The 23,429-nt window shown below is 60.7% G+C and carries 16 protein-coding genes; 5 read left to right on the top strand and 11 right to left on the bottom strand.

Annotated elements, in window-relative coordinates; translation table 11 throughout:
- Window positions 1-241: 241 nt before the first annotated feature.
- From ACM6IV_RS12560 to ACM6IV_RS12545, 4 genes are all read right to left on the bottom strand, one after another.
- Window positions 242-1,900 carry a protein kinase domain-containing protein gene (locus tag ACM6IV_RS12560; RefSeq protein WP_414870222.1) on the bottom strand — a complete coding sequence of 553 codons (1,659 nt, stop codon included), beginning with the start codon at window positions 1,898-1,900 and terminating at the stop codon, window positions 242-244.
- Between the two features lie 7 nt (window positions 1,901-1,907).
- Window positions 1,908-3,119: a nitrate/nitrite transporter gene (locus ACM6IV_RS12555; RefSeq protein WP_414870221.1), complete on the bottom strand. Its 1,212-nt coding sequence runs from the start codon at window positions 3,117-3,119 to the stop codon at window positions 1,908-1,910.
- 433 nt (window positions 3,120-3,552) lie between these two features.
- Entirely contained in the window at window positions 3,553-4,128 is a 576-nt protein-coding gene (locus ACM6IV_RS12550; protein ID WP_007916390.1) for an ANTAR domain-containing response regulator, read from the bottom strand.
- A 15-nt stretch (window positions 4,129-4,143) separates the two neighbouring features.
- Window positions 4,144-5,355 carry a CmpA/NrtA family ABC transporter substrate-binding protein gene (locus ACM6IV_RS12545; protein ID WP_414870220.1) on the bottom strand — a complete coding sequence of 404 codons (1,212 nt, stop codon included), beginning with the start codon at window positions 5,353-5,355 and terminating at the stop codon, window positions 4,144-4,146.
- Between the two features lie 222 nt (window positions 5,356-5,577).
- Here ACM6IV_RS12545 and ACM6IV_RS12540 point away from each other — a divergent pair, with 222 nt between their 5' ends.
- On the top strand, window positions 5,578-6,597 hold the full coding sequence (locus ACM6IV_RS12540; RefSeq protein ID WP_414870219.1) for a quinone-dependent dihydroorotate dehydrogenase: 1,020 nt from the start codon (window positions 5,578-5,580) through the stop codon (window positions 6,595-6,597).
- A gap of 257 nt (window positions 6,598-6,854) precedes the next feature.
- Here the strand turns inward: ACM6IV_RS12540 and rmf are convergent, their stop codons facing one another.
- Window positions 6,855-7,070: a ribosome modulation factor gene (gene rmf, locus ACM6IV_RS12535; RefSeq protein WP_003223300.1), complete on the bottom strand. Its 216-nt coding sequence runs from the start codon at window positions 7,068-7,070 to the stop codon at window positions 6,855-6,857.
- A 532-nt stretch (window positions 7,071-7,602) separates the two neighbouring features.
- Between rmf and rlmKL the strand changes: the two genes are divergently transcribed.
- Both rlmKL and ACM6IV_RS12525 read left to right on the top strand, forming a co-directional pair.
- Window positions 7,603-9,873, top strand: a complete 2,271-nt coding sequence (gene rlmKL / locus ACM6IV_RS12530; protein ID WP_414870218.1) for a bifunctional 23S rRNA (guanine(2069)-N(7))-methyltransferase RlmK/23S rRNA (guanine(2445)-N(2))-methyltransferase RlmL — start codon at window positions 7,603-7,605, stop codon at window positions 9,871-9,873.
- Between the two features lie 144 nt (window positions 9,874-10,017).
- Window positions 10,018-12,399, top strand: coding sequence for a diguanylate cyclase (locus ACM6IV_RS12525; protein WP_414870217.1), 2,382 nt, complete (start codon window positions 10,018-10,020; stop codon window positions 12,397-12,399).
- A 120-nt stretch (window positions 12,400-12,519) separates the two neighbouring features.
- On the opposite strand, the gene dacB is transcribed toward ACM6IV_RS12525, so the two are convergent.
- Window positions 12,520-13,980 carry a D-alanyl-D-alanine carboxypeptidase/D-alanyl-D-alanine-endopeptidase gene (dacB, locus tag ACM6IV_RS12520; protein WP_414870216.1) on the bottom strand — a complete coding sequence of 487 codons (1,461 nt, stop codon included), beginning with the start codon at window positions 13,978-13,980 and terminating at the stop codon, window positions 12,520-12,522.
- 233 nt (window positions 13,981-14,213) lie between these two features.
- Between dacB and ACM6IV_RS12515 the strand changes: the two genes are divergently transcribed.
- Window positions 14,214-14,558: a YggL family protein gene (locus ACM6IV_RS12515; RefSeq protein WP_007916365.1), complete on the top strand. Its 345-nt coding sequence runs from the start codon at window positions 14,214-14,216 to the stop codon at window positions 14,556-14,558.
- Between the two features lie 242 nt (window positions 14,559-14,800).
- Here ACM6IV_RS12515 and ACM6IV_RS12510 read toward each other — a convergent pair whose 3' ends face one another.
- Window positions 14,801-15,991 carry a benzoate/H(+) symporter BenE family transporter gene (locus ACM6IV_RS12510; RefSeq protein WP_414870215.1) on the bottom strand — a complete coding sequence of 397 codons (1,191 nt, stop codon included), beginning with the start codon at window positions 15,989-15,991 and terminating at the stop codon, window positions 14,801-14,803.
- Between the two features lie 281 nt (window positions 15,992-16,272).
- Between ACM6IV_RS12510 and ACM6IV_RS12505 the strand changes: the two genes are divergently transcribed.
- Window positions 16,273-17,037, top strand: a complete 765-nt coding sequence (locus tag ACM6IV_RS12505) for a GntR family transcriptional regulator (RefSeq protein WP_414870214.1) — start codon at window positions 16,273-16,275, stop codon at window positions 17,035-17,037.
- A 172-nt stretch (window positions 17,038-17,209) separates the two neighbouring features.
- Here ACM6IV_RS12505 and guaD read toward each other — a convergent pair whose 3' ends face one another.
- The 4 genes from guaD to xdhA all read right to left on the bottom strand — a co-directional run bounded on the left by guaD (window position 17,210) and on the right by xdhA (window position 23,370).
- Complete coding sequence (guaD, locus tag ACM6IV_RS12500) at window positions 17,210-18,514, bottom strand: guanine deaminase (RefSeq protein ID WP_414870213.1); 1,305 nt, start codon at window positions 18,512-18,514, stop codon at window positions 17,210-17,212.
- 13 nt (window positions 18,515-18,527) lie between these two features.
- Window positions 18,528-19,385 carry a xanthine dehydrogenase accessory protein XdhC gene (gene xdhC, locus ACM6IV_RS12495; protein ID WP_414870212.1) on the bottom strand — a complete coding sequence of 286 codons (858 nt, stop codon included), beginning with the start codon at window positions 19,383-19,385 and terminating at the stop codon, window positions 18,528-18,530.
- A gap of 138 nt (window positions 19,386-19,523) precedes the next feature.
- Window positions 19,524-21,923, bottom strand: a complete 2,400-nt coding sequence (gene xdhB / locus ACM6IV_RS12490) for a xanthine dehydrogenase molybdopterin binding subunit (protein ID WP_414870211.1) — start codon at window positions 21,921-21,923, stop codon at window positions 19,524-19,526.
- Window positions 21,916-23,370 carry a xanthine dehydrogenase small subunit gene (xdhA, locus tag ACM6IV_RS12485; protein ID WP_414870210.1) on the bottom strand — a complete coding sequence of 485 codons (1,455 nt, stop codon included), beginning with the start codon at window positions 23,368-23,370 and terminating at the stop codon, window positions 21,916-21,918. Before xdhA ends, xdhB begins: the two co-directional genes overlap by 8 nt.
- Between the last annotated feature and the right edge of the window lie 59 nt (window positions 23,371-23,429).

Here is a 23,429-nt window from a genome sequence, read left to right as displayed (position 1 = left end):
ATGTGCTGGATGGGCTAATGCAGTGGTTGTGCCAACTACGGGAACCGCGGTTTTATTGGGTGGATGCGGTTATTGATGATGGTTTTTTGCACCGAATCGAAGCGCGCTGCCCGTTCGTGGAGCGTTCGAGCAGACGGTTTTGTAGTGACTGGGCTGACGTCTTCGCGAGCAAGCCCGCTCCCACAGGGGAATGCATTTCAAATGTGGGAGCGAGCCTGCTCGCGAATGACGCGACGCGGTGTCAGCCATGAAACAACAAAACCAGCAGCACCACATTCCCCATCAGAGCCAGCAACGCCATCGTCCGCCAGACCTTCAACGGCTCACGTTCCAATAAAGGTCTGGGCCGCACACTCAAACTCCGCCGCTCGCCCTGTTCCAACACCAGCAACCATTCTTCCGCGGTTTCAAAACGCTGTTGCGGAGTCACCGCCACACCACGCTCCAGACTTTGCGTCAGCCATTCCGGCAAATCCGGCCGATAGCGACTGGCACTTACCGGCAGACCAAAGCGCGGTCGCTGGAACGCTTCGATTTCGCCATAGGGGAAATGCCCGGTGAGCAGGAAGTACAGGGTCACACCGACCGCATACAAATCCTGCTGCGCACTCGGCGGATCTCCGCGAAAGGCTTCCGGTGCGATATAGCTGGGGGTTCCGGGCAGTGTCGACGGTGCGTCTTCGGATAGCCCCGGACAATACGCCAGGCCAAAATCCAGCAGACGCAGTTCGCCGTCATCGCCCCAATGCAGATTTTCCGGTTTGATGTCCCGGTGCAGAATCTGCCGCCGATGCAGCAGCCCGATCGCGCGCAGCAATCGTTCGGCGATGTCCTGCCATTGCGCCAAAGGTAGGGATCCGAGCTGTGCCAGGGTCGTTCCGGAATATTCCCGCATCACGTAGTACAAATGCTGACGCTGATTGCAGGTATGGACTTCAGGGAAATGTCGCCCGGCCACTCGCTTGAGAAACCATTCTTCCGACAGCAGGGCTTGCCCGGCTTGCGGATCCTCGGCGAGACGCGAGGGTAGCGTCTTCAACAACCATGTCTGACCCTGGCCATCAAGCACCCGATAGAGCAGCGATTGCTGGCTCTGCGCGACGATGCTTTGCACGTGCCAGCCTTCGAAGGATTGGCCATGTTTCAGCACCGGCGGCAGCGGCCACTGCTGCAAATGAATCAATGCATCGCCAATGCTCGCCTCGCCGACAGCATCGACCCGCACCAGCAACGCGCTGGCGTTGTCCTGGCTTCCAGACAGATGCGCCGCATTGACCAGCGTTTGCGCGGCGCTGTGCAGATCGGGTTGATCACGCAAAATCGCCGCAATCGCCGTATCGCCCAGTGTCGACCAGACGCCGTCACTGAGCAGCACAAAGCTTTCACCGACGCGCAGTTCGCCGTCGAGAAAATCCAGCACCAGATGTTGATCCAGCCCCAGCGCACGCTTGAGCACATGCTGCATGCCCGGCTGATCCCAGACATGGTCTTCAGAGATTCGCTGCAAGTTGTCGGCGTGCCAGCGATAAACCCGGCAATCGCCGACGTGGGCGAGGGTAAAGCGCCGTCCGCGCATGACCAGAGCACTGACCGTGGTAAGCAACGGTTGCCCACCACCGTTGGCCTGCAACCAGCGGTTTTGCGCGAGCAGCAGGCGATCCAGCGCCTGGGCCACGCTCCAGGTTTCCGGTGTGGCGTAGTAGTCGAGTGCCAGCGCCTGCAAGGTCGAGCGCGCAGCCAATCCGCCATCGGCGCACTGGCTGACGCCGTCGGCGATCGCGAACAGATAACCCTTGCTCGCCGCCAGCGCCGGAGCGGGGGTGACCAGACGCAAAGCGTCCTGATTTTCCGCACGCGGGCCGGTGGCGCTGGCTTCGGCAAAACTCAGTTGCAGGGCCATCGAAGGTTCAGACCCGCGCCGCCGTCACGGCTGCCGAACCCCAGGTGGTTCTCCAGCGACGCTTGACGCCGTGCAGGCCAAACCACGCCAACACGCCCAGGCTGGCGAACAACCACAAGGCCAGTTGATAGCTGCCGGTGCTTTGTTTGATCGCGCCCATACCGGCCGCCAAGGCGAAACCGCCGATGCCGCCGGCCATGCCGATCAGCCCGGTCATGACGCCGATCTCCAGACGAAAACGCTGCGGTACCAGCTGGAACACCGCGCCATTGCCCGCGCCCAGACCCAGCATGGTGCAGACAAAAAGCGCCAGCGCCGCGTAGGAACTTGGCAGGTTGAACCCAACGGCAGCAATGCACACGGCGGCGACGGTGTACATCGCCAGCAGCGTGCGGATGCCGCCAAAGCGATCCGCCAGCGCGCCACCCAGCGGCCGCATCAAACTGCCGCCGAACACACAGGCGGCGGTGTAGTAACCGGCGGTCACCGGGCTCAAACCGTACTGATCGTTGAAGTAGCCGGGCAGGGCGCTGGCCAGGCCGATAAAACCGCCGAAGGTGACGCTGTAGAAAAACATGAACCACCAACTGTCTCGGTCGCCCAAGGCTTTGAAGTAGTCGGCCATGGCTTTGGCTTTCGGCCGCTCAGGGGCATTTTTTGCCAGCCAGGCAAACAGCACCAATGTAAGAATCAGTGGAATCAACGCGAAACCGAAAACGTTGCTCCAGCCAAATGAGGCCGCGAGCACCGGAGCGATCAGCGCGGCGAACACCGTGCCGGAGTTGCCCGCGCCAGCGATGCCCATGGCTTTGCCCTGATGCTGCGGCGGGTACCACTGCGACGCCAGCGGCAGGGCGACGGCGAACGAGGCGCCGGCCATGCCGAGGAACAGACCCAATATCAATGCCTGCTCATAACTGTGGATGCCGAGTTTCCAGGCACCGAACAGCGCACAGATCACGATGACCTGACCGATCAGACCGGCGGTTTTCGGCGACAACCGATCGGCGAGCATGCCCATGACAAAACGCAGCACCGCACCGGCGAGGATCGGCGTGGCGACAACGAGGCCGCGTTGCTGCGTGGTCAGGTGCAGGTCGGCGGCAATTTGCACGGCCAGCGGGCCGAGCAGGTACCAGACCATGAAGCTCAGGTCGAAATACAGGAAGGCCGCGAACAGGGTCGGGGTGTGGCCGGATTTCCAGAAGCTTGAATTCATCGCGCACCTCAGCTGAAAAGTGTCTCGAAAAGGAGTCATGCACAGCAGGTGGGGCGCCGCCACGGCCGCACCACCGGCCCCGGGCTGTGGGGCCAAAACGCAAAAACGCCGCTACCTGATTCGCCGAGGGGCGAACGGGGTGAGCGACGTCTTTGTCGTGGGTGGGGCAACCGCCGTTGGTTACCTGTGCGTTTTACATAGCGAGATTTGTGCCAACAGCCGGAAAATCAAAAGCCCCTCACCCTAACCCTCTCCCGGAGGGAGAGGGGACTGATTGGGGGATGCTCGCGAAGTACGCCGACCTGTGATTTCTGCTGTGAATCCATAATCGACTCGGTCTTTTATGTCGATGTTTGACGCCAGACACCTCGATCGGTCCCCTCTCCCTCCGGGAGAGGGCTAGGGTGAGGGGCTTTTAAAGCCGTCAGTACTTTCAGCCCAGCAACTCACTCATGGCAATAATCTGCTCCGCCACCTGAATCAGCTTCTGCTGCCGGCTCATCGCCTGGCGCCGCATCAAGGTGTAAGCCTCTTCCTCATTGCAATCCTTCATCTTCATCAACAACCCCTTGGCCAGCTCAATACGCTTGCGTTCGGCCAATTGCTGATCCCGCGCCTGAAGCTGCGCGCGCAAGGCCTGATCGCTTTCGAAACGGGCCATCGCCACATCGAGAATCGGCTGCAGACGCTGGGCGTGAATGCCTTCGACGATGTAGGCACTGACCCCGGACTTGATCGCCTGACGCATCACACCGGGGTCGTGTTCGTCGGTGAACATCACGATCGGCCGTGGCTGGTCGCGGCTGACCAGCACCACTTGCTCCATGACATCGCGGCTGGGTGACTCGGTATCGATCAGGATCACGTCCGGGCGCACCGTTTCGACGCGTGCGGGCAGGTCGATGGTCAGGCCGGACTCGTCGATCACTTCGAATCCCGCTTCGGTCAGTGCGGCCTTCAGGCGACCGACTTTTTTCGCCGTGTCGTTGATCAACAGAATGCGCAACATGTTCGTGGGCTCCTGTCAGCGGCGGGCGAGAAGGGGCGCGTCGTCGTTCAACGCGTGCAGCTTGAAACTGCGCGCATAACCAGCCGGGTCGCTGCCGTCCCAGACCTTGCCGTCGAGCAACTGGCTGCTGCGCATGTCGGTGCCCCACGCGGCGACGCCGACCGCGGTGGCGGCGGCGCGGTAGATATCCAGCCGTTGAACCTGACGGGCGACGGCGAGGTAATCCGGGTCCTCACGCAGCAAGCCCCAGCGGCGGAACTGGGTCATGAACCACATGCCATCCGACAGATACGGCAGATTCACCTCGCCGTTACCGTGAAAGCGCAGCGCGTGCGGATCCTGCCAGCGATTGCCGAGGCCATCGGCATAGTCACCGAGAAAGCGCGGTTCAATGCACGACACCGGCGCGTCCAGATAGTCCGGGGCGCTGAGCAACTGTGCGGTGCTGCGGCGATTTTCCGGGCTCTCTTCGATAAAGCGGCTGGCTTCGAGAATCGCCATTACCAGCGCCCGCGCGGTGTTGGGGTATTGCTCGACAAATTCACGGGTGCAGCCCAGGACTTTTTCCGGATGATCGGGCCAGATGGTCTGGCTGGTGGCGAGGGTGAAGCCAAGATCCTGCTGCACCGCGCTGGCCGCCCACGGTTCGCCGACGCAAAAGCCATCAATGCGCCCGGCTTGCAGGTGCGCGACCATTTGCGGCGGCGGTACCACCACGCTGTCGACATCCTGCAATGGATGAATGCCCTGACTCGCCAGCCAGTAATACAGCCACATGGCGTGAGTGCCGGTGGGGAAGGTCTGGGCGAAGGTGAGTTTTGCGCGGCTTTGGTGCACATGCCGGTCCAGCGCTTCAGGACTGCTCACACCGAGGCTTTGCAGACCGTGGGAGAGGTTGAGGCTCTGGCCGTTCTGGTTCAGGCCCATCAACACGGCCATTTCGGTTGGGGCGACCCCGCCGATGCCCAGATGCACGGCGTAGATCAGGCCATACAAGCTGTGCGCAGCATCCAGTTCGCCGCTGACCAGTTTGTCGCGCAAATTGGCCCAGGATGTCTGGCGCTTGAGGTTCAGGGTCAATCCGTAAGGCTGGGCGAAGCCCTGTGTGGCCGCAACGACGACAGAGGCGCAATCGCTCAGGGCCATGAAGCCGAGGTTGATCGCACTTTTTTCCGGGGCATCGCTGCCATTGACCCAGGCCAGTGGCCCTACCGAAGGTTCATTCATCCAACGTACCTCGAAAAAAAGCGCCGCCACGGACTTTGCCCAGGCAAACCCCGAAGACGACGCCATTGTCCTTGCCCGCCTGCCGTCATTGACCGACGCACTGATAGCCAGGAGGGTGCAAGGCATATGCCAGAGACAGCGATTTGCGCGTGCGCCTCGCGCGGCAGGTCGATGCCCGGCTATAATCGCCGCCTCTTTTCGCCGCCCGAGTCATCGCCGCCCATGTACACCCTGGCCCGTCAGCTGTTGTTCAAACTTTCCCCGGAAACCTCCCACGACCTGTCGCTGGATCTGATCGGCGCGGGTGGGCGTTTGGGCTTAAACGGCTTGCTGTGCAAGGCGCCGGCGAAGAAGCCGGTGACCGTCATGGGCCTTGAGTTTCCGAACCCGGTAGGTCTGGCGGCCGGTCTGGACAAGAACGGCGCGGCCATCGACGGTTTCGCGCAACTGGGTTTCGGGTTTGTCGAAATCGGCACCGTGACCCCGCGTCCGCAGCCGGGCAACCCGAAACCACGAATCTTCCGTCTGCCGGAAGCCGAGGCGATCATCAATCGCATGGGGTTCAACAACCTCGGCGTTGATAATCTTCTGGCGCGGGTGGCAGCGGCCAAGTACACCGGCGTGTTGGGCATCAACATCGGCAAAAACTTCGATACGCCGGTTGAGCGTGCGGTCGACGATTACCTGATTTGCCTGGACAAGGTTTACGCCCACGCCAGTTACGTGACGGTCAACGTCAGCTCGCCGAACACCCCGGGCCTGCGCAGTCTGCAGTTTGGTGATTCGCTGAAGCAATTGCTCGCCGATCTGGCCACGCGCCGCGCCGAACTGGCCTTGCGTCACGGCAAACATGTGCCGCTGGCGATCAAGATCGCGCCGGACATGACCGATGAAGAAACCGCCCAGGTTGCCCAGGCACTGATCGAAACCGGCATGGACGCGGTGATCGCGACCAACACCACCCTCAGCCGTGTCGGCGTCGAAGGCATGGAGCATGGCGACGAGGCGGGCGGTTTGTCCGGCGCGCCGGTGCGTGAGAAGAGCACGAATACCGTGAAGGTGCTGGCCGCTGAGTTGGCGGGGCGGTTGCCGATCATCGCGGCTGGCGGGATTACCGAAGGCAAGCACGCAGCCGAGAAGATACTGGCCGGTGCGAGCCTGGTGCAGATCTATTCTGGCTTTATCTATAAAGGCCCGGCGCTGATTCGTGAGTCGGTAGACGCGATCGCTGCGCTGCGCTGATCCATAGACACCACTGTTCCCTTGTAGGCCTTCGCCTGCTTGCGATGGCGGTCTGTCAGTCGCTGATGAAGTGACCGAAATAAAGCTATCGCGAGCAGGCTCACTCCTACAGGTTTTGTGTATGGCACAAATAATGTAGCAGGCATAAAAAAGGGCTCCTCGAAGGAGCCCCTGGGCCGGAGCCCGCCGTCCGGGAAGGACGTGCGTGGTTAAGTCGATACAAATTCAGATTGTCGTGTCGGAATAAATGCCCTGTGTCAGCCGACGGCGTGAAGTTCGTTGAGTCTGTGGATTCCCGCAGTGCCGGTCATACCGTCCCAGTTGTCGCCGCGTCCTTCTCGCCAGCCGTTAATCCAGGCTTGACGTACCGACGGTAGAGTAAATGGGCAAAGCTCACGGGATTTGCCACCAACGCCATATTGATATCCGCGCAAAAATGCTCTTTCCAACGGATCACGCTTAAGTCTTCTCATAGGGTGTTTCCCTCACTTGTTGACTGTTTTGTGTCGCGTTGACCTCAACTGAGGTCTGGCAGAACAAACCTGCCATGGTGCGGCTCGCTGCCGGCGTGGCGAGCCAAGGTGTTGACGCCGTTGCGACGTCAACCTGTGTTCAGTTCTAACCAATGAGTCACACCGAGGGAATGATCGTTTTGTCATAAGGACGTAACGAATTTAGTGCTACAGCCATAAGTAACGACGGGTTTCATGCACGTTTTTTCAGCAAACCCCGGTATGATCGGCCCCGCGCTGGACGACCGGGTTAATTCTTTAGTGAGAATGACCCACGTTTGCGCTTGGGTATAAAGCGACGAAGGGTCGTTTCAAGACTTTTTGTTTCTTCAACTTTTTTATCTGTCCCGGCATCTAAGCTCTTTTAACCCGAGCAGCGGGGATGGAACGGCACACCTTCGTGCCACGCGGGCGCTCTTTTAGAAAAGCGCCTGATTGAAAACCGGATCGGCAATGCGTTGCCGGTTCACTAGCCAAAGGCTCTGGAAATACCATGTCCGACCGTTTCGAACTCTTCCTCACTTGCCCTAAAGGCCTTGAAGGCCTGCTCATCGAGGAAGCCGTCGGGCTTGGCCTTGAAGAAGCGCGCGAGCACACCTCCGCCGTGCGGGGCATGGCGACCATGGAAACCGCCTATCGCCTGTGCCTCTGGTCGCGTCTGGCCAACCGCGTGTTGCTGGTGCTCAAGCGCTTCCCGATGAAAGACGCTGAAGACCTCTACCACGGTGTGCTCGACATCGACTGGCAAGATCACATGCTCAGTGATGGCACCCTGGCTGTCGAATTCAGTGGCCATGGCTCGGGCATCGACAACACCCATTTCGGCGCCTTGAAAGTCAAAGACGCCATCGTCGACAAACTGCGCACCCCACAGGGCGACCGTCCGTCGATCGACAAGCTCAACCCGGATCTGCGCATTCACCTGCGTCTGGATCGCGGCGAAGCGATTCTCTCTCTCGACCTCTCCGGCCACAGCCTGCACCAGCGCGGTTACCGTCTGCAGCAGGGCGCGGCACCGTTGAAGGAAAACCTCGCGGCAGCGATCCTGATCCGTTCCGGCTGGCCGCGCATTGCCGCCGAGGGTGGCGCGCTGGCTGACCCGATGTGCGGTGTCGGTACGTTCCTCGTCGAAGCCGGGATGATCGCCGCCGACATGGCGCCGAACCTGCGTCGTGAGCAATGGGGCTTCACCGCGTGGCTCGGTCACGTGCCGGCGCTGTGGAAAAAACTCCATGAAGAAGCCGTTGAGCGTGCTGCCGCCGGGTTGGCCAAGCCACCGCTGTGGATTCGCGGTTACGAGGCCGACCCGCGTCTGATTCAGCCGGGCCGCAACAACGTTGAGCGTGCCGGCCTGAGCGAGTGGATCAAGATCTACCAGGGCGAAGTCGCGACCTTCGAACCGCGTCCGGATCAGAATCAGAAAGGCCTGGTCATCTGCAACCCGCCGTACGGCGAGCGCCTCGGTGACGAAGCCAGCCTGCTCTACCTCTACCAGAATCTCGGCGAGCGCCTGCGTCAGGCCTGCCTGAACTGGGAGGCGGCAGTGTTCACCGGCGCGCCGGATCTGGGCAAGCGCATGGGCATTCGCAGCCACAAACAGTATTCGTTCTGGAACGGCGCGTTGCCGTGCAAACTGCTGTTGATCAAAGTGCTGCCGGATCAGTTCGTCACCGGCGAGCGGCGCACCCCGGAACAGCGCCAGGCCGAGCGTGAGCAAGCGGCTTACGATCAGACCCCGGACGAACCGCAAGAGCGCAAGTTCAACAAGAACGGCAACCCGATCAAACCGACGCCAGCCCCGGCGCCGGTGATCGAGCAGCCGCGCTTGAGCGAAGGCGGGCAGATGTTTGCCAACCGCCTGCAGAAAAATCTCAAGGCGATGAGCAAGTGGGTCAAGCGCGAAGGCATCGATTGCTACCGCGTCTACGATGCCGACATGCCTGAATATGCGATGGCCATCGACCTGTACCACGATTGGGTGCACGTCCAGGAATACGCCGCGCCGAAATCCATCGACCCGGAGAAAGCCTCGGCACGCATGTTCGACGCCTTGGCCGCGATCCCGCAGGCACTGAACGTCGACAAGAGCCGCGTGGTGGTCAAACGCCGCGAGCGCCAGAGCGGTACCAAGCAATACGAGCGTCAGGCGGCGCAAGGCAAGTTCAATGAAGTCAGCGAGGGCGGCGTGAAGTTGCTGGTCAACCTCACCGATTACCTCGACACCGGCCTGTTCCTCGATCACCGGCCAATGCGCATGCGCATTCAGAAAGAGGCGGCCGGCAAGCGCTTCCTCAATCTGTTCTGCTACACCGCGACCGCCAGCGTGCACGCGGCCAAGGGCGGTGCGCGCAGCACCACCAGCGTCGACCTGTCGAAAACCTACCTCGACTGGGCACGCCGCAACCTGTCGCTGAACGGTTTCTCCGACAAGAACCGTCTGGAGCAGGGCGACGTGATGGCGTGGCTGGAAAGCAGCCGTGACGAATACGACCTGATCTTCATCGACCCGCCGACGTTCTCCAACTCCAAACGCATGGAAGGCATCTTCGACGTGCAGCGTGATCAGGTGCAGTTGATCGACCTGGCGATGGCGCGTCTGGCACCCGGTGGCGTGCTGTATTTCTCCAACAACTTCCGCAAGTTCCAGTTGGAAGAAAACCTCGCCGAGCGTTACGCGGTCGAGGAAATCAGCGCACAGACCATCGATCCCGATTTCGCCCGCAACACCAAGATCCACCGCGCCTGGAAAATCACGGCTCGTTGACGCTTTGCCGGGTTGGATCCACAGAGCCTTGATTTTTAAAGGCTCCGTGGATCTGCCTTTGCTAGCTAAATTAGTGGCTAATAGCTATAACTCACACACGGTCAATGGGTCTTCCCGTAAATGCTGGCGTAGTGAGTTGTCTTTATGTCGTTGCACCCCGTGCGCCCGAAGATTCTGGGTTTCATCAGTGAAGACGTCTCGGCCTGGCTGGTCGCGCTGCTGGTATTGCTCGCCGGCGGGGTTCTCACGGGGCTGCTCGCCTGGGCCACCTTCAACCAATACCAGCAACAAATCCGTCAGCGCTTTCAACTGCTGGCCAACGAACGTTACACCCGCATCGAAGAACGTTTTCAGGATCAGGAACAACGCCTCGACGGCCTGCGCCGCTTCTTCGCCAACTCCGAATCGGTGTCCCGCGCCGAGTTCGACGGTTACACCCAACCCTTGTTGATGCGTACCCAAGCCTATTCGTTTGCCCTCAAGGTCAAGGGTGCCGAGCGCCCTGCGTTCGAACAGCGGGTGCGTGACGAGGGCCTGACCCAATTCACGATCCGTGAACTGAATGCGCAGGGCGAGCTGCAACTGGCTGGCGAGCGCGATGCATACGTGCCGGTTCTGTATAGCCAGACGCAAAGTCGACTCGGCTCACCCTTGGGCTATGACTTGCTGGCGCAGCCCCTGCGCCGGGACACCTTGCAGCGTGCCGACCGGCGCGGCGGGCTGGCGGTGTCGCAACCGATGCATCTGGTCAGCATCGAGCCGTCGTACGCGCGCGGCGTGCTGCTGGTGGCGCCGGTGAACCACGGTGGCGAGCGCCAATCCTTTGGCTATGTCATGGCGGTGATCAGCATGCGCCAGTTGCTGGCCGACGGTTTGCCGGACGCGTTACATGACTATCTGTCGGTGCGCGTTCTCGACCTGTCGACCCATGATCAGCACGAAGTGTTGTTCGAATCGACCAACGCGCCGGCGCCAAGCGACCTGTCGGCCACGCGGTTGTTGCGCATGGCCGACCACGATTATCAGGTCGATATTCTGCCGAGCGATGCCTTCGTGCAGGCCAACCATTCATCGGTCGGCAGCGTGATGATTTTGGGTGGCTTGCTCAGTCTGCTGCTCAGCGCCTTGCTCTACGTGCTGGTCAGTCAGCGTCAGCGCGCCTTGCGCATGGTCGAACTGCGCACCCAGGAACTGCATGCCAGCGAGCAGGAACTGCGCGGTACCCACGGTCAGTTGCGTGGCGTGTTGAATGCGGCGACGCAGGTGGCGATCATCGCCACCGATTTGCGCGGTGTGATCAACACCTTCAACCCTGGCGCCGAACAAATGCTTGGTTACAGCAGTGCGCAAGTGGTCGGCCACATGACCCTGGAAAATCTGCACTTGCCCCGTGAGCTGGCGGCCCGCGCTGCCGAGTTGAGTTTGCGCTACGGCAAAACCATCCCGACCTGCCACGCGATGCTGGTCGAGGGCGGCGAAGTCGGCGGCCACGAGGCCCGCGAGTGGACGCTGGTACGCAGCGATGGCAGTCATCTGCCGGTGAACATGCTCGCCACGCCGGTGCTGGATGAACAAGGGCTGTGGGTCGGGCATCTGGCGATCTGCATCGACATCACCGAGCGCAAGCGCGTGCACGAGGTGCTGGCGGCGCGGGATGTGTTGCTGAAAAAGCTCAGCGCGCACGTGCCCGGTGGCATCTATCAATTCAAGATGGAATTTGATGGACGCTTCAGCGTGATCTACGCCAGCGACGGCATCCGCGAGATTTACGAACTGGAGCCGGACGTGCTGTTATTCAACGCCGAGGCAATCTTCACGCGTATTCATCCACAGGACGTGACTCGCGTGCGCACTTCCATTCGCGCCTCGGCCGACAGCCTCAGCCCGTGGCGCGAGGAATACCGCGTGCAACTGCCCGAGCGTGGCCTGCGCTGGGTGCGCGGTGAGGCGACGCCGGAAGAACTGCCGGGCGGCGGCGTGCTGTGGCATGGCTATATCTCGGACATTTCCGACCTGAAACGCGTGGAAGAAGAGCTGCGCGCGTTGTCGGTGACCGATTCGTTGACCGGCATCCATAACCGCCGCTACTTCCAGGAGCGCCTGACCACAGAAATGGCCCGGGTCGAGCGCGGCGGTGGCGAGTTGTCGGTGATCATGCTCGACATCGACCATTTCAAACGCATCAACGACCAGTACGGCCACGCCGTGGGCGATCGGGTGCTGCAAGCGGTGTGCGAGCGGATCGGCCATCGTTTGCGGCGCACCGATGTGTTCTGTCGGTTGGGCGGCGAAGAGTTCATGGTGTTGTGCCCGGACATCGACGGCGAGCACGCGTACATGCTGGCGATCGAGCTATGGCAGGGCTTGCGCAGTACGCCGGTGGATGTGGTCGGCGTGGTCACGGCGAGTTTCGGTATCGCCAGTTGGCGACCGGGGGAGGGCGCGGATGCGCTGTTGCTGAGGGCGGATTCGGGTGTATACGCGGCGAAGCAGGGCGGCCGCGATCGCGTCGAACAGATGAGTTAGGTCGCGACGCGATTCCCTTGTAGGAGTGAGCCTGCTCGCGATTGCGGTCTGTCAGTCACACATGATGTATCTGGACTGACGCTATCGCGAGCAGGCTCACTCCTACAGAAGCCGCGGTGATCAGAGGACCGAAGCGGTCTGCGGCAGTTTCGGCTGCTTGTACAGATCCAGCAGCACCTGATCCAGCACCGACGACGCACCAAACGGCGCCTTGTCGTTGAGTATCGCCACCACCGCCCAGGTATTGCCATTCACATCACGGCTGAAACCGGCAATCGCGCGCACGGTGTTCAGGGTGCCGGTCTTGACATGAGCCTCACCGCGCATGGCAGTGGTCTTCAGACGTTTACGCATGGTGCCGTCGGTGCCAGCGATCGGCAGCGAGCTGATGTATTCCGCGGCATAGGGACTGTGCCACGCGGCTTGCAGCATGCTCGCCATCTCGCGGGCGCTGACACGTTCTGCACGCGACAGACCGGAGCCGTTCTCCATCACCAGATGTGGCGCGGTGATACCTTTCTTCGCCAGCCACTGACGCACTACGCGTTGTGCAGCCTTGGCGTCGTCACCATCGGCGTCGTTGCGAAAGCGCTGACCCAGGCTGAGGAACAGTTGCTGGGCCATGGTGTTGTTACTGTATTTATTAATGTCGCGGATGATTTCCGCCAGATCCGGCGAGTAGGCACGAGCGAGCAGTTTGGCGTTGCTCGGGGTCGAGGCCAGACGGTCCTTGCCCTGAATGCTGCCGCCCAGCTCTTTCCAGATCGCGCGCACGGCGCCGGCGGTGTAGGTCGCGTGGTCGAGCAGCGACAGATAAGTCTGCGAGCTGCAACCTTCACCCAACTGGCCGGCAACGGTTACGTTAACGCTGCCATCGGCCTGCGGCACCGGGTTGTAGCGAACGCCGCCGGTGCATTGCTTGGAAGGCAGTGCCTTGACGGTGTTTTCGATGTGGATGCTGGCAATCGGTGGTTCTACGGAGATCAGCACGCGGCCACCATCATTGCGTGCGACGAAGCGCAGGGCCTTGAGGTTGACCAGCAGCGAATCCGGTTTGACCAGGAACGGCTTGTTCTCGTCGTTACCGTCATCGTTGAATTCCGGCAGCACTGGTTGCACGAAAAAGTTGCGGTCGAGAATCAGATCACCGGTGATCTGCGTCACGCCGTTGGCGCGCAGGTCGCGCATCAGCAGCCAGAGTTTTTCCATGTTCAGCTTCGGATCGCCGCCACCCTTGAGGTAGAGGTTGCCGTTGAGGATGCCGCCACTCAGGTCGCCGTCGGTGTAGAACTCGGTTTTCCACTGATGGTTGGGGCCGAGCATTTCCAGCGCCGCATAGGTGGTGACCAGTTTCATGGTCGAGGCCGGGTTGACCGAGACGTCGGCGTTGTACACGGTCGGCGTGCCCGGGCCTTCCAGCGGCACCATTACCAGCGACAGAGCGCTGGGCTGCAGTTTGCTGGCCTTGAGGGCTTTTTCGACATTGGGGGTCAGGGCGGTGTTGATAGTGGCAGCAGAAACGGGCAGAGCCAGAGGCAGAAGAAGGCCGGCGAGAAAGAGGGGACGCAACGATTTGATCATATGAAATAAAACCCTACAGCCGAGGGGAAAATAACGAGGGCATGGATGAAAAAGCCCTCAGCGGTCATGAAAGTGTCGGCATTATGCCCCAAGGTGTTACAGCTTGTGCCTTGTCGGGGCCGGCCAATACGTTATTTTTTTACAGGCGGTCGGCTTCCGGGGCCAGAGAGTCGGGCAATCGGCGGCTTAAACTGGTAAAGTGCCGGCCGTTAATACTTAAGAGGATTGTTCCAATGGCGACTAACCGTTCCCAGCGTCTGCGCAAAAAACTGTGCGTTGATGAATTTCAAGAGCTGGGTTTCGAACTGAACCTGGACTTCAAAGAAGACTTGTCCGAAGAAGCCATTGACGCTTTCCTCGAAGCCTTCATCAAAGAAGCCATGGAAGCCAATGGTCTGGGTTATGTTGGCGGCGACGACTTCGGTCTGGTATGCCTGCAGAAGCGTGGCTCGGTCAACGAAGAGCAGCGCGCTGCCGTTGAAGCCTGGCTGAAAACCCGCTCCGAGCTGACCAAGTATGAAGTCAGCCCGTTGCTGGACGTTTGGTATCCGGAAAAGCCGATCAACGCGGCCAAGTGATACTGAAAAAAACGGCGACCTGAGGGTCGCCGTTTTTTTTTCGTCTGGTGTTTGGTGGTCGGCTCGGGATTTACGGTGAGTCCGCCCCTCACCCCAGCCCTCTCCCCCTGGAGAGGGAGCCGATTTGCGAGCTGTTCAAAACCTGAGTTCAACTCGGAGTCATGTGTCGCTATAACTCCCGCATCCAACGCGGTCAGCCCCCTCTCCCTCCGGGAGAGGGCTAGGGTGAGGGGCTTTTGATCTTAAGCTTTACGCCAATTCAAAATCACCAGGGTCAAAACTCCCGCAACGATCCCCCAAAATGCCGAACCAATGGAAAACAGTGTCAGCCCCGACGCCGTGACCATGAAGGTAATCAACGCCGCCTCCCGTTCCTTCACCTCGGTCATGGCAATGCTCAAGCCATTGATGATCGAGCCGAACAGCGCCAGTGCGGCAATCGACAGCACCAGTTCCTTCGGCAACGCCGCGAACAACGCCGCCAACGTGGCGCCGAACACCCCGGCAATGCCATAGAAAATCCCGCACCACACGGCAGCCGTGTAGCGCTTGTTGCGGTCTTCATGGGCGTGTGGCCCGGTGCAGATCGCTGCGCTGATGGCGGCGAGGTTGATGCCGTGGGAGCCGAACGGCGCCAGCAAAAGCGAGGCGATGCCGGTGGTGGTGATCAGCGGCGATGCCGGCACGGTGTAACCGTCGGCGCGCAGGACGGCGATGCCGGGCATGTTCTGCGAGGTCATCGCGACCACGAACAGCGGAATGCCGATGCTGATGGTCGCCGCCAGCGAAAAGTGCGGCGTGGTCCACACCGGCGTTGCCACTTCCAGATGAAAAGCGCTGAAATCCAGCAAGCCCATGAACCCCGACAGCGCGGTGCCGATCAGCAGCGCGGCGAGCACGGCATAACGTGGCGACAGGCGTTTGATCAGCAGATAAGTAAAGAACATCCCCAGCACCAGCCCGGTGCGGTGCTGTGCGGCGACGAAGATTTCGCTGCCGATCTTGAACAGGATCCCGGCCAGCAATGCCGCCGCCAGTGACGCGGGGATCTTTTTTACCAGGCGTTCGAAGCTGCCGGTCAGGCCGCAGATCGTCACCAGCACCGCGCAAGTGATGTAGGCGCCGATGGCCTCGCCATAGGTGACGCCGCCGAGGCTGGTGATCAGCAATGCTGCGCCGGGTGTCGACCAGGCGATGGTGATTGGCGTGCGATAGCGCAACGACAGGCCAATCGAGCACACCGCCATGCCGATCGAGATCGCCCAGATCCACGAAGAAATCTGCCCGCTGCTCAGGCCGGCCGCTTGCCCGGCCTGGAACATCAGCACCAGTGAGCTGGTGTAACCGGTCATCATCGCGATGAACCCGGCGACGATGGCCGAGGGCGAAGTGTCGGCCAGCGGGCGCAGTCGGGTGTGGGTGGCGTCGTTCATGACGGCGGTGTTCCTTATACCAATGAAGATCCCATGTGGGAGCGAGCAAGCCCGTTCCCACAGGGGGAGATTGTGCGCAAAAGGCGGATTCTGTGATCAAGCCTAAACTCAAACGCAACGGATCGTTGCAATACAGCGGAAGTCACAAACAGCCGTACAGTCGTGTTGCCACCATCCATTGTGTACAATCGCGCTGTTTTTTACGCGATACTTGCCAGCGACCTACTGTGCCGTATTACAGTCACGGTCTATTCGCCGCAGTTCTCCCGACTCGAGTGCCCATGAACGAACAGTTGCAACCCCTCAAGAAACAACCGCGAGCAGGCAAAGCCGGCCGCAGCGGAACCCAGGACGATATTGTCTACGCGCATATCTTCGAGGCCATTCTCGAACAGCGTCTGGCGCCCGGCACCAAATTGAGCGAAGAAGCGCTGGGGGAAATCTTCGGGGTCAGCCGCACCATCATTCGCCGCGCGCTGTCGCGTCTGGCCCATGAAGGCGTGGTGCTGTTGCGGCCGAACCGTGGCGCCGTCGTCGCCAGTCCAAGTGTTGAAGAGGCGCGCCAGGTGTTTCTCGCCCGGCGTCTGGTCGAACGTGCGATCACTGAGCTGGCGGTGCAACACGCTACCGCCGAGCAGATTGCCGAGCTGCGTCAGATGGTCAACGACGAACGCGACAGCTTCTCCCGCGGTGATCGCGGCGCCGGTATTCGTCTGTCGGGCGAATTTCACCTGAAACTGGCCGAAGCGGCGATGAATGCACCGTTGATCAGCTTCCAGCGCAGCCTGGTTTCGCAGACGTCGCTGATCATTGCCCAATATGAAAGCGGCAACCGCTCGCACTGCTCGTATGACGAACATACCCAGTTGATCGACGCGATCGAGAAGCGCGATGGTGAACTGGCGGTGAATCTGATGATGCATCATATGGATCACATCGACAGCAAGCTCAACCTTGACGAAGAAGGTGCGTCGGATGATCTGCATGCGGTGTTTTCGCATCTGTTGCAGACCAAGAAACCGGGGCGCTCGAGCGCCAAGGTCTAAGGGGCACCGAGTTGCTTCCTTCGCGAGCAAGCCCGCTCCCACATTCGACCGCGTTTCCCCAGGGGGATGCATTTCAAATGTGGGAGCGGGCTTGCTCGCGAAGACGTCCTGAAAGACAAAAAAATCCCCCGGGGTATACACTACCGGGGGATTTTTTATGCCTCGGGAAAACCTAGCGCTGATGCACCAAAGCCCCTGCCGCGTACGTCTGCGCCACCGTGCGGTCATCCCCCAGCGTCATCAGTACAAACAGCGTTTCGGCAATGTTATTCGACTGCTTCAAGCGGTAGCTCAGCAGCGGCGTGGCGTTGTAGTCCAGCACCAGGAAGTCGGCGTCGGAACCCGGTTGCAGGTTGCCGATCTTGTCTTCCAGGCGCAGCGCCCGCGCGCCACCCAATGTCGCCAGATATAACGATTTGAACGGGCTCAGTCGCGCACCTTGCAGTTGCATCACTTTGTAGGCTTCGTTCAGTGTTTGCAGCAGCGAGAAACTGGTGCCGCCGCCAACATCAGTGCCCAGACCGACGTTCAGCTTGTGCCTCTCGGCCATCGGCAGATTGAACAGGCCGCTGCCGAGGAACAGGTTCGAGGTCGGGCAGAACGAGATCGCCGAACCGGTTTCCGCCAGGCGCGCGCATTCGTCGTCGCACAGGTGCACGCCGTGGGCGAATACCGAGCGCTCGCCGAGCAATTGGTAGTGATCGTAAACGTCGAGGTAGCCCTTGCGCTCAGGGAACAATTCCTTGACCCACTCGATTTCCTTGAGGTTCTCGCTGATGTGGGTCTGCATGTACAGATCCGGGTATTCGGTCAGCAACTGGCCGGCGAGGGTCAGTTGTTCCGGAGTGCTGGTCGGCGCGAAGCGCGGGGTGACCGCGTAGTGCAGACGGCCCTTGCCGTGCCAGCGCTCGATCAGCGCTTTGCTTTCGACGTAGCTCGATTCGGCGGTGTCGGTCAGGTAGTCCGGGGCGTTGCGGTCCATCATCACCTTGCCGGCGATCATGCGCAGGTCGAGCTTCTCGGCGGCTTCGAAAAACGAGTTCACCGATTGCGGGTGCACGCTGCCGAACACCAGCGCGGTGGTGGTGCCGTTGCGCAGCAGTTCCTTGATGAAAATGTCTGCGACCTCATCGGCGTGGGCCTTATCGCCAAACTGGCTTTCGCACGGGAAGGTGTAGGTGTTCAGCCAGTCGAGCAATTGCTCGCCGTAGGCGCCGACCATGCCGGTTTGCGGAAAGTGAATGTGGGTGTCGATGAAGCCTGGAGTGATCAACGCATCCTGGTAGTGCTCGATTTCGATGTCCGCCGCCAGGGTCGGCAGCAGCTCACTGGCGTGGCCGAGGGCGCTGATCTTGCCGCCATCGACCACCAGCAGGCCGTCCTCGAAATATTCGTAGGAGGCTTCGATCCCGACTTCGGCGGGGTCGGCGATGCTGTGCAGGATGGCGGCGCGGTAGGCTTTGCGAGTCAGAGGCATGAGGGTTCTCTAATCAGTTTGAGGCTTTGAGTTTGGTCGCCTGACTGCGCCGCGAAACCGGCAGCAGTTTGGCAATCGGTTCGGCGCTGGCAGTCTGCTGGCCGAAGTTGGCGTTGTAGGTGGCGATGATTTCGCCGGCGATGGAGATGGCGATTTCCACAGGCAGTTTGCCTTTGACTTCGCCGATGCCCATCGGGCAGCGCATGCGCTGAACCACGCTCGGGTCGAAACCGCGATCGCGCAGCCGGTGTTCGAATTTGGCGCGTTTGGTTTTCGAACCGATCAGGCCAAACCAGGTGAAGTCATTACGCTTGAGAATCGCGGCGGTCAGCTCCAGATCGAGCTGATGGTTGTGGGTCATGACGATGCAGTAGCTGCCGGCGGGCAGCTCATCGATTTCATCCACAGGCTCTTCGGCGACGATTTTACGCACGCCGTGAGGGATGTGTTCGGGGAATTCGGCCTCGCGCGAATCGATCCAGCGCACCCGGCAGGGCAGGCTGGCGAGCAGCGGCACGAGGGCGCGGCCAACGTGGCCGGCACCGAACACGGCGATCCGCGCCTGCACCTGGCCCATCGGTTCGAACAGCAACACGGTGGCGCCGCCACAGCATTGGCCGAGGCTGGCGCCAAGGCTGAAGCGCTGCAGATGCGTGTCCTGCTGACCGCTGGCGAGCATCTCGCGGGCGATCTGCATGGCTTTGTATTCCAGATGGCCGCCACCGATGGTGTCGAACATCCGGTCGGCGCTGACGACCATTTTCGAGCCGGCGTTACGCGGGGTCGAGCCGAGTTCTTCGATGATCGTCACCAGAACGCAGGGTTCGCCCTGGTTCTGCAGGTCGGCGAGGGCGTCGATCCAGTTGTACATGTTCACCTCGACATCTTCGTTGTCTGTTCGGGCCTCTTCGCGAGCAAGCCCGCTCCCACATTTGGATTTGTACAAGTCCAACAGTTAGCACAAATCCCTGTGGGAGCGGGCTTGCTCGCGAAAGCCGCACCTCGGTCTTTAGAGCGGAGCCAGCTCGGATTTAGTCGCAACCGCTTTCACGGTCTTGAGCTGACGCATCTGCTCGCAGCCCCACAACACCCGCTCCGGGGTCGCCGGCGCATCGATCTTCGGCTGATGCTTGTAGTCACCGAGACTTGCCACCGCATCCTTGATCGCGCACCACGAGGCAATCCCGAGCATGAACGGCGGTTCACCGACAGCCTTGGAATGGAACACCGTGTCCTCCGGGTTTTTGCGGTTTTCCACCAGCTTCACCCGCAGATCGAGCGGCATGTCCGCCACGGCCGGGATCTTGTAGCTGGCCGGGCCATTGGTCATCAGCTTGCCTTTGTTGTTCCAGACCAGTTCTTCCATGGTCAGCCAGCCCATGCCCTGAATGAAACCACCCTCAACCTGACCGATGTCGATGGACGGGTTCAGCGAGGCGCCGACGTCGTGCAGGATGTCGGTGCGCAGCATCTTGTACTCGCCGGTCAGGGTGTCGACGATCACTTCGCAGCACGCCGCGCCGAAGGCGAAGTAGTAGAACGGACGGCCACGGGCCTGGCTGCGGTCGTAATAGATTTTCGGGGTCTTGTAGAAGCCGGTGCTCGACAGCGACACCTGATTGAAATACGCCTGCTGGATCAGCGCTTCAAAAGTCAGAATCTGTTCGCGTACACGCACGTGGCCATTGCGGAACTCAACGTCTTCTTCGCTGACTTTGTAATGGCGCGCGGCGAATTCGATCAGGCGTTTCTTGATGGTCTCGGCGGCGTTCTGCGCCGCTTTACCATTGAGATCGGCACCGCTGGAGGCCGCCGTCGGCGAGGTGTTCGGCACCTTGTCGGTGTTGGTCGCGGTGATTTGCACGCGGTCGATTTCCACCTGGAACACTTCGGCCACGACCTGCGCGACTTTGGTGTTCAAACCCTGGCCCATTTCCGTGCCGCCGTGGTTCAGGTGGATGCTGCCATCGGTGTAGATGTGGATCAGCGCGCCGGCCTGGTTCAGGAAGCTGGCGGTAAAGGAAATGCCGAATTTCACCGGGGTCAGCGCCAGGCCTTTTTTCAGGATCGGGCTGTGGGCATTGTAGCGACGGATCGCCTCGCGGCGCTCGTGATACTGGCTGCTTTCTTCCAGTTCGGCGGTCATTTCTTCGAGCATGTTGTGCTCGACGGTCTGGTAGTAGTGGGTGACGTTGCGCTCGGTCTTGCCGTAGTAGTTAGCCTTGCGCACAGCGAGCGGATCGAGGTTGAGGTGACGGGCAATGGCGTCCATCACTTCCTCGATTGCGACCATGCCTTGCGGGCCACCGAAACCACGGTAAGCGGTGTTCGACGCGGTGTTGGTCTTGCAGCGGTGTCCGTGGATGGTCGCATCGCCCAGATAGTACGAGTTGTCCGAGTGGAACATCGCCCGGTCAACAATCGAGGCCGACAAGTCCGGCGAGCAGCCGCAGTTGCCGGCCAGGTCCATGTTGATTCCGTGCAGGCGCCCGGAGCTGTCGAAGCCGACGTCGTATTCGACGTAGAACGGGTGGCGCTTGCCGGTCATCAGCATGTCTTCGACGCGCGGCAGGCGCATCTTGGTCGGTTGGCCAGTGAGGTGCGCAACCACCGCGCACAGACACGCCGGGCTGGCCGCCTGAGTTTCCTTGCCACCGAAACCACCGCCCATGCGGCGCATGTCGACGACGATTTTATTCATCGACACGTCAAGCACTTCGGCGACCAGTTTCTGCACTTCGGTCGGGTTCTGCGTCGAGCAATAAACGATCATGCCGCCGTCTTCGGTGGGCATCACCGAAGAGATCTGCGTCTCCAGATAGAAGTGTTCCTGACCGCCGATATGCAGCGTGCCTTGAATGCGGTGTTCAGCGGTGGCCAGTGCAGAAACCGAATCGCCGCGCTGGTGGGTGTGACTGTCGAGGACGAAGTGGCGTTTGCGCAGGGCGTCGACCACATCCAGCACCGGCTCGAGATCTTCGTATTCGATGATCGCGGCCATGGCGGCCTTGCGCGCGGTTTCCAAATCCTTCGCGGCCACGGCGAGCACCGGTTGACCGACGAATTGCACGTCATCGATGGCCAGCAGCGGGTCGCCCGGCAGCAACGGGCCGATGTCTTTCAGGCCCGGCACGTCTTCGTGGGTGATGGCGATGCGCACACCCTCGAAGGCGTAGCACGGCGACGTGTCGATGCGGATGATTTTCGCGTGGGCGCGGTCGGACAGGCGTGCATACAGGTGCAACTGGTTGGGAAATTCCAGGCGGTCATCGATGTACTGCGCTTCACCGGACACGTGCTTGGCGGCACTGTCGTGCTTGACGCTGCGGCCGACACCGGTGGTCAGATCCTTGGCAAACAGTTCGGCCAGTTCAGCCTGGGTCTTCTCTACGGCGTGATGGTTAGACATAAGCGGTCACCCGAGTCTCGATGTGCGGTGTTTGCAGTTCGATGAAGTATTTGCGCAGCAGGTTCTGCGCGCTGAGCAGGCGATATTCCTTGCTGGCGCGGAAGTCCGAGAGTGGTGTGAAGTCTTCGGCCAGGGCGGCGCAGGCGCGTTCGATCAAGGCGTTGTTGAAGGGCTGACCGACCAGCACGGCTTCGCAATGTGCCGCACGTTTCGGGATCGCCGCCATGCCGCCGAAAGCCATGCGTGCGTCAGTGATCACGCCGTTTTCGACGCGCAGGTTGAAGGCGGCGCAGACAGCGGAAATGTCATCGTCCAGACGCTTGGAGACTTTGTAGGCGCGAAACAGCTGTTCGGCGCTGGCGCGCGGGACGATGATTTTTTCGATGAATTCACTTTCCTGGCGGGCCGTGACTTTGTAGTCGATGAAGTAATCTTCCAGGTTCAGCGTGCGGCGGGTTTCGCCTTTGCACAGCACGACCTGCGCACCGAGGGCGATCAGCAGCGGTGGCGAGTCACCGATTGGCGAGGCGTTGCCGATGTTGCCGCCGAGGGTGCCTTGATTGCGGATTTGCAGCGAGGCGAAGCGGTGCAGCAGTTCGCCGAAGTCCGGATACTCGGCGTTCAATGCTTCGTAGCAGTCGGAGAGGGCAGTGGCCGCGCCGATTTCGATGCGGTCGTCGAAGGTTTCGATGCGTTTCATTTCGGCGACGTTGCCGACATAGATCATCACCGGCAGGGTGCGGTGGAACTGGGTGACTTCCAGGGCCAGATCGGTGCCGCCGGCGAGCAGGCGCGCTTGTGGATAAGCGTCGTAGAGGTCGGCCAGATCGGCGACGGTCAGCGGCACCAGACAACGCTTGTCGCCGCTGTTGAGTTCGCCGATATCGGTTGGGGCGATGGCTTTCAGTCGGGCGATGGTTTCCGTTTCGCGGGCATCGAACTGATCCGCTGGTTTGCCGCAGCACGATTGCTCGGCGGCGGCCAGAATCGGTCGGTAACCGGTGCAGCGGCAGAGGTTGCCGGCCAGTGCTTCGTGGGCCTTGGCCTGATCCGGTGCATCGCTGTTCTTTTGCAGGGCGAACAGTGACATGACGAAGCCCGGCGTGCAGAAACCGCACTGCGAGCCGTGGCACTCGACCATGGCTTTTTGCACGCTGTGCAGTTCGCCCTGGTGCTTGAGGTCTTCCACGCTGATCAATTGTTTGCCGTGCAGCGACGAGACAAAGGTCAGGCACGAGTTGAGGCTGCGATAGCGAATGTGTTCGCGACCCTCGTCATCCGTTTGCAACTCGCCGACCACCACGGTGCAGGCGCCGCAGTCACCGCTGGCGCAACCTTCTTTGGTGCCGGACTTGCCAACGTGTTCACGCAGGTAATTGAGCACAGTCAGATTCGGGTCCAGGGCGTGCTCGCTACGGAGTTCCTGGTTAATTAAAAACTGGATCACGGAAGGCCTCGCAGACTCATTATTGTTGTTAACCGACGTGAACCGAATTTAGCAGGTCT

Origin of the sequence: Pseudomonas sp. IT-347P, assembly GCF_949768005.1 — a bacterium.
Taxonomy (GTDB): Bacteria; Pseudomonadota; Gammaproteobacteria; order Pseudomonadales; family Pseudomonadaceae; genus Aquipseudomonas.
This window is presented reverse-complemented; position numbering and strand designations above follow the sequence as displayed.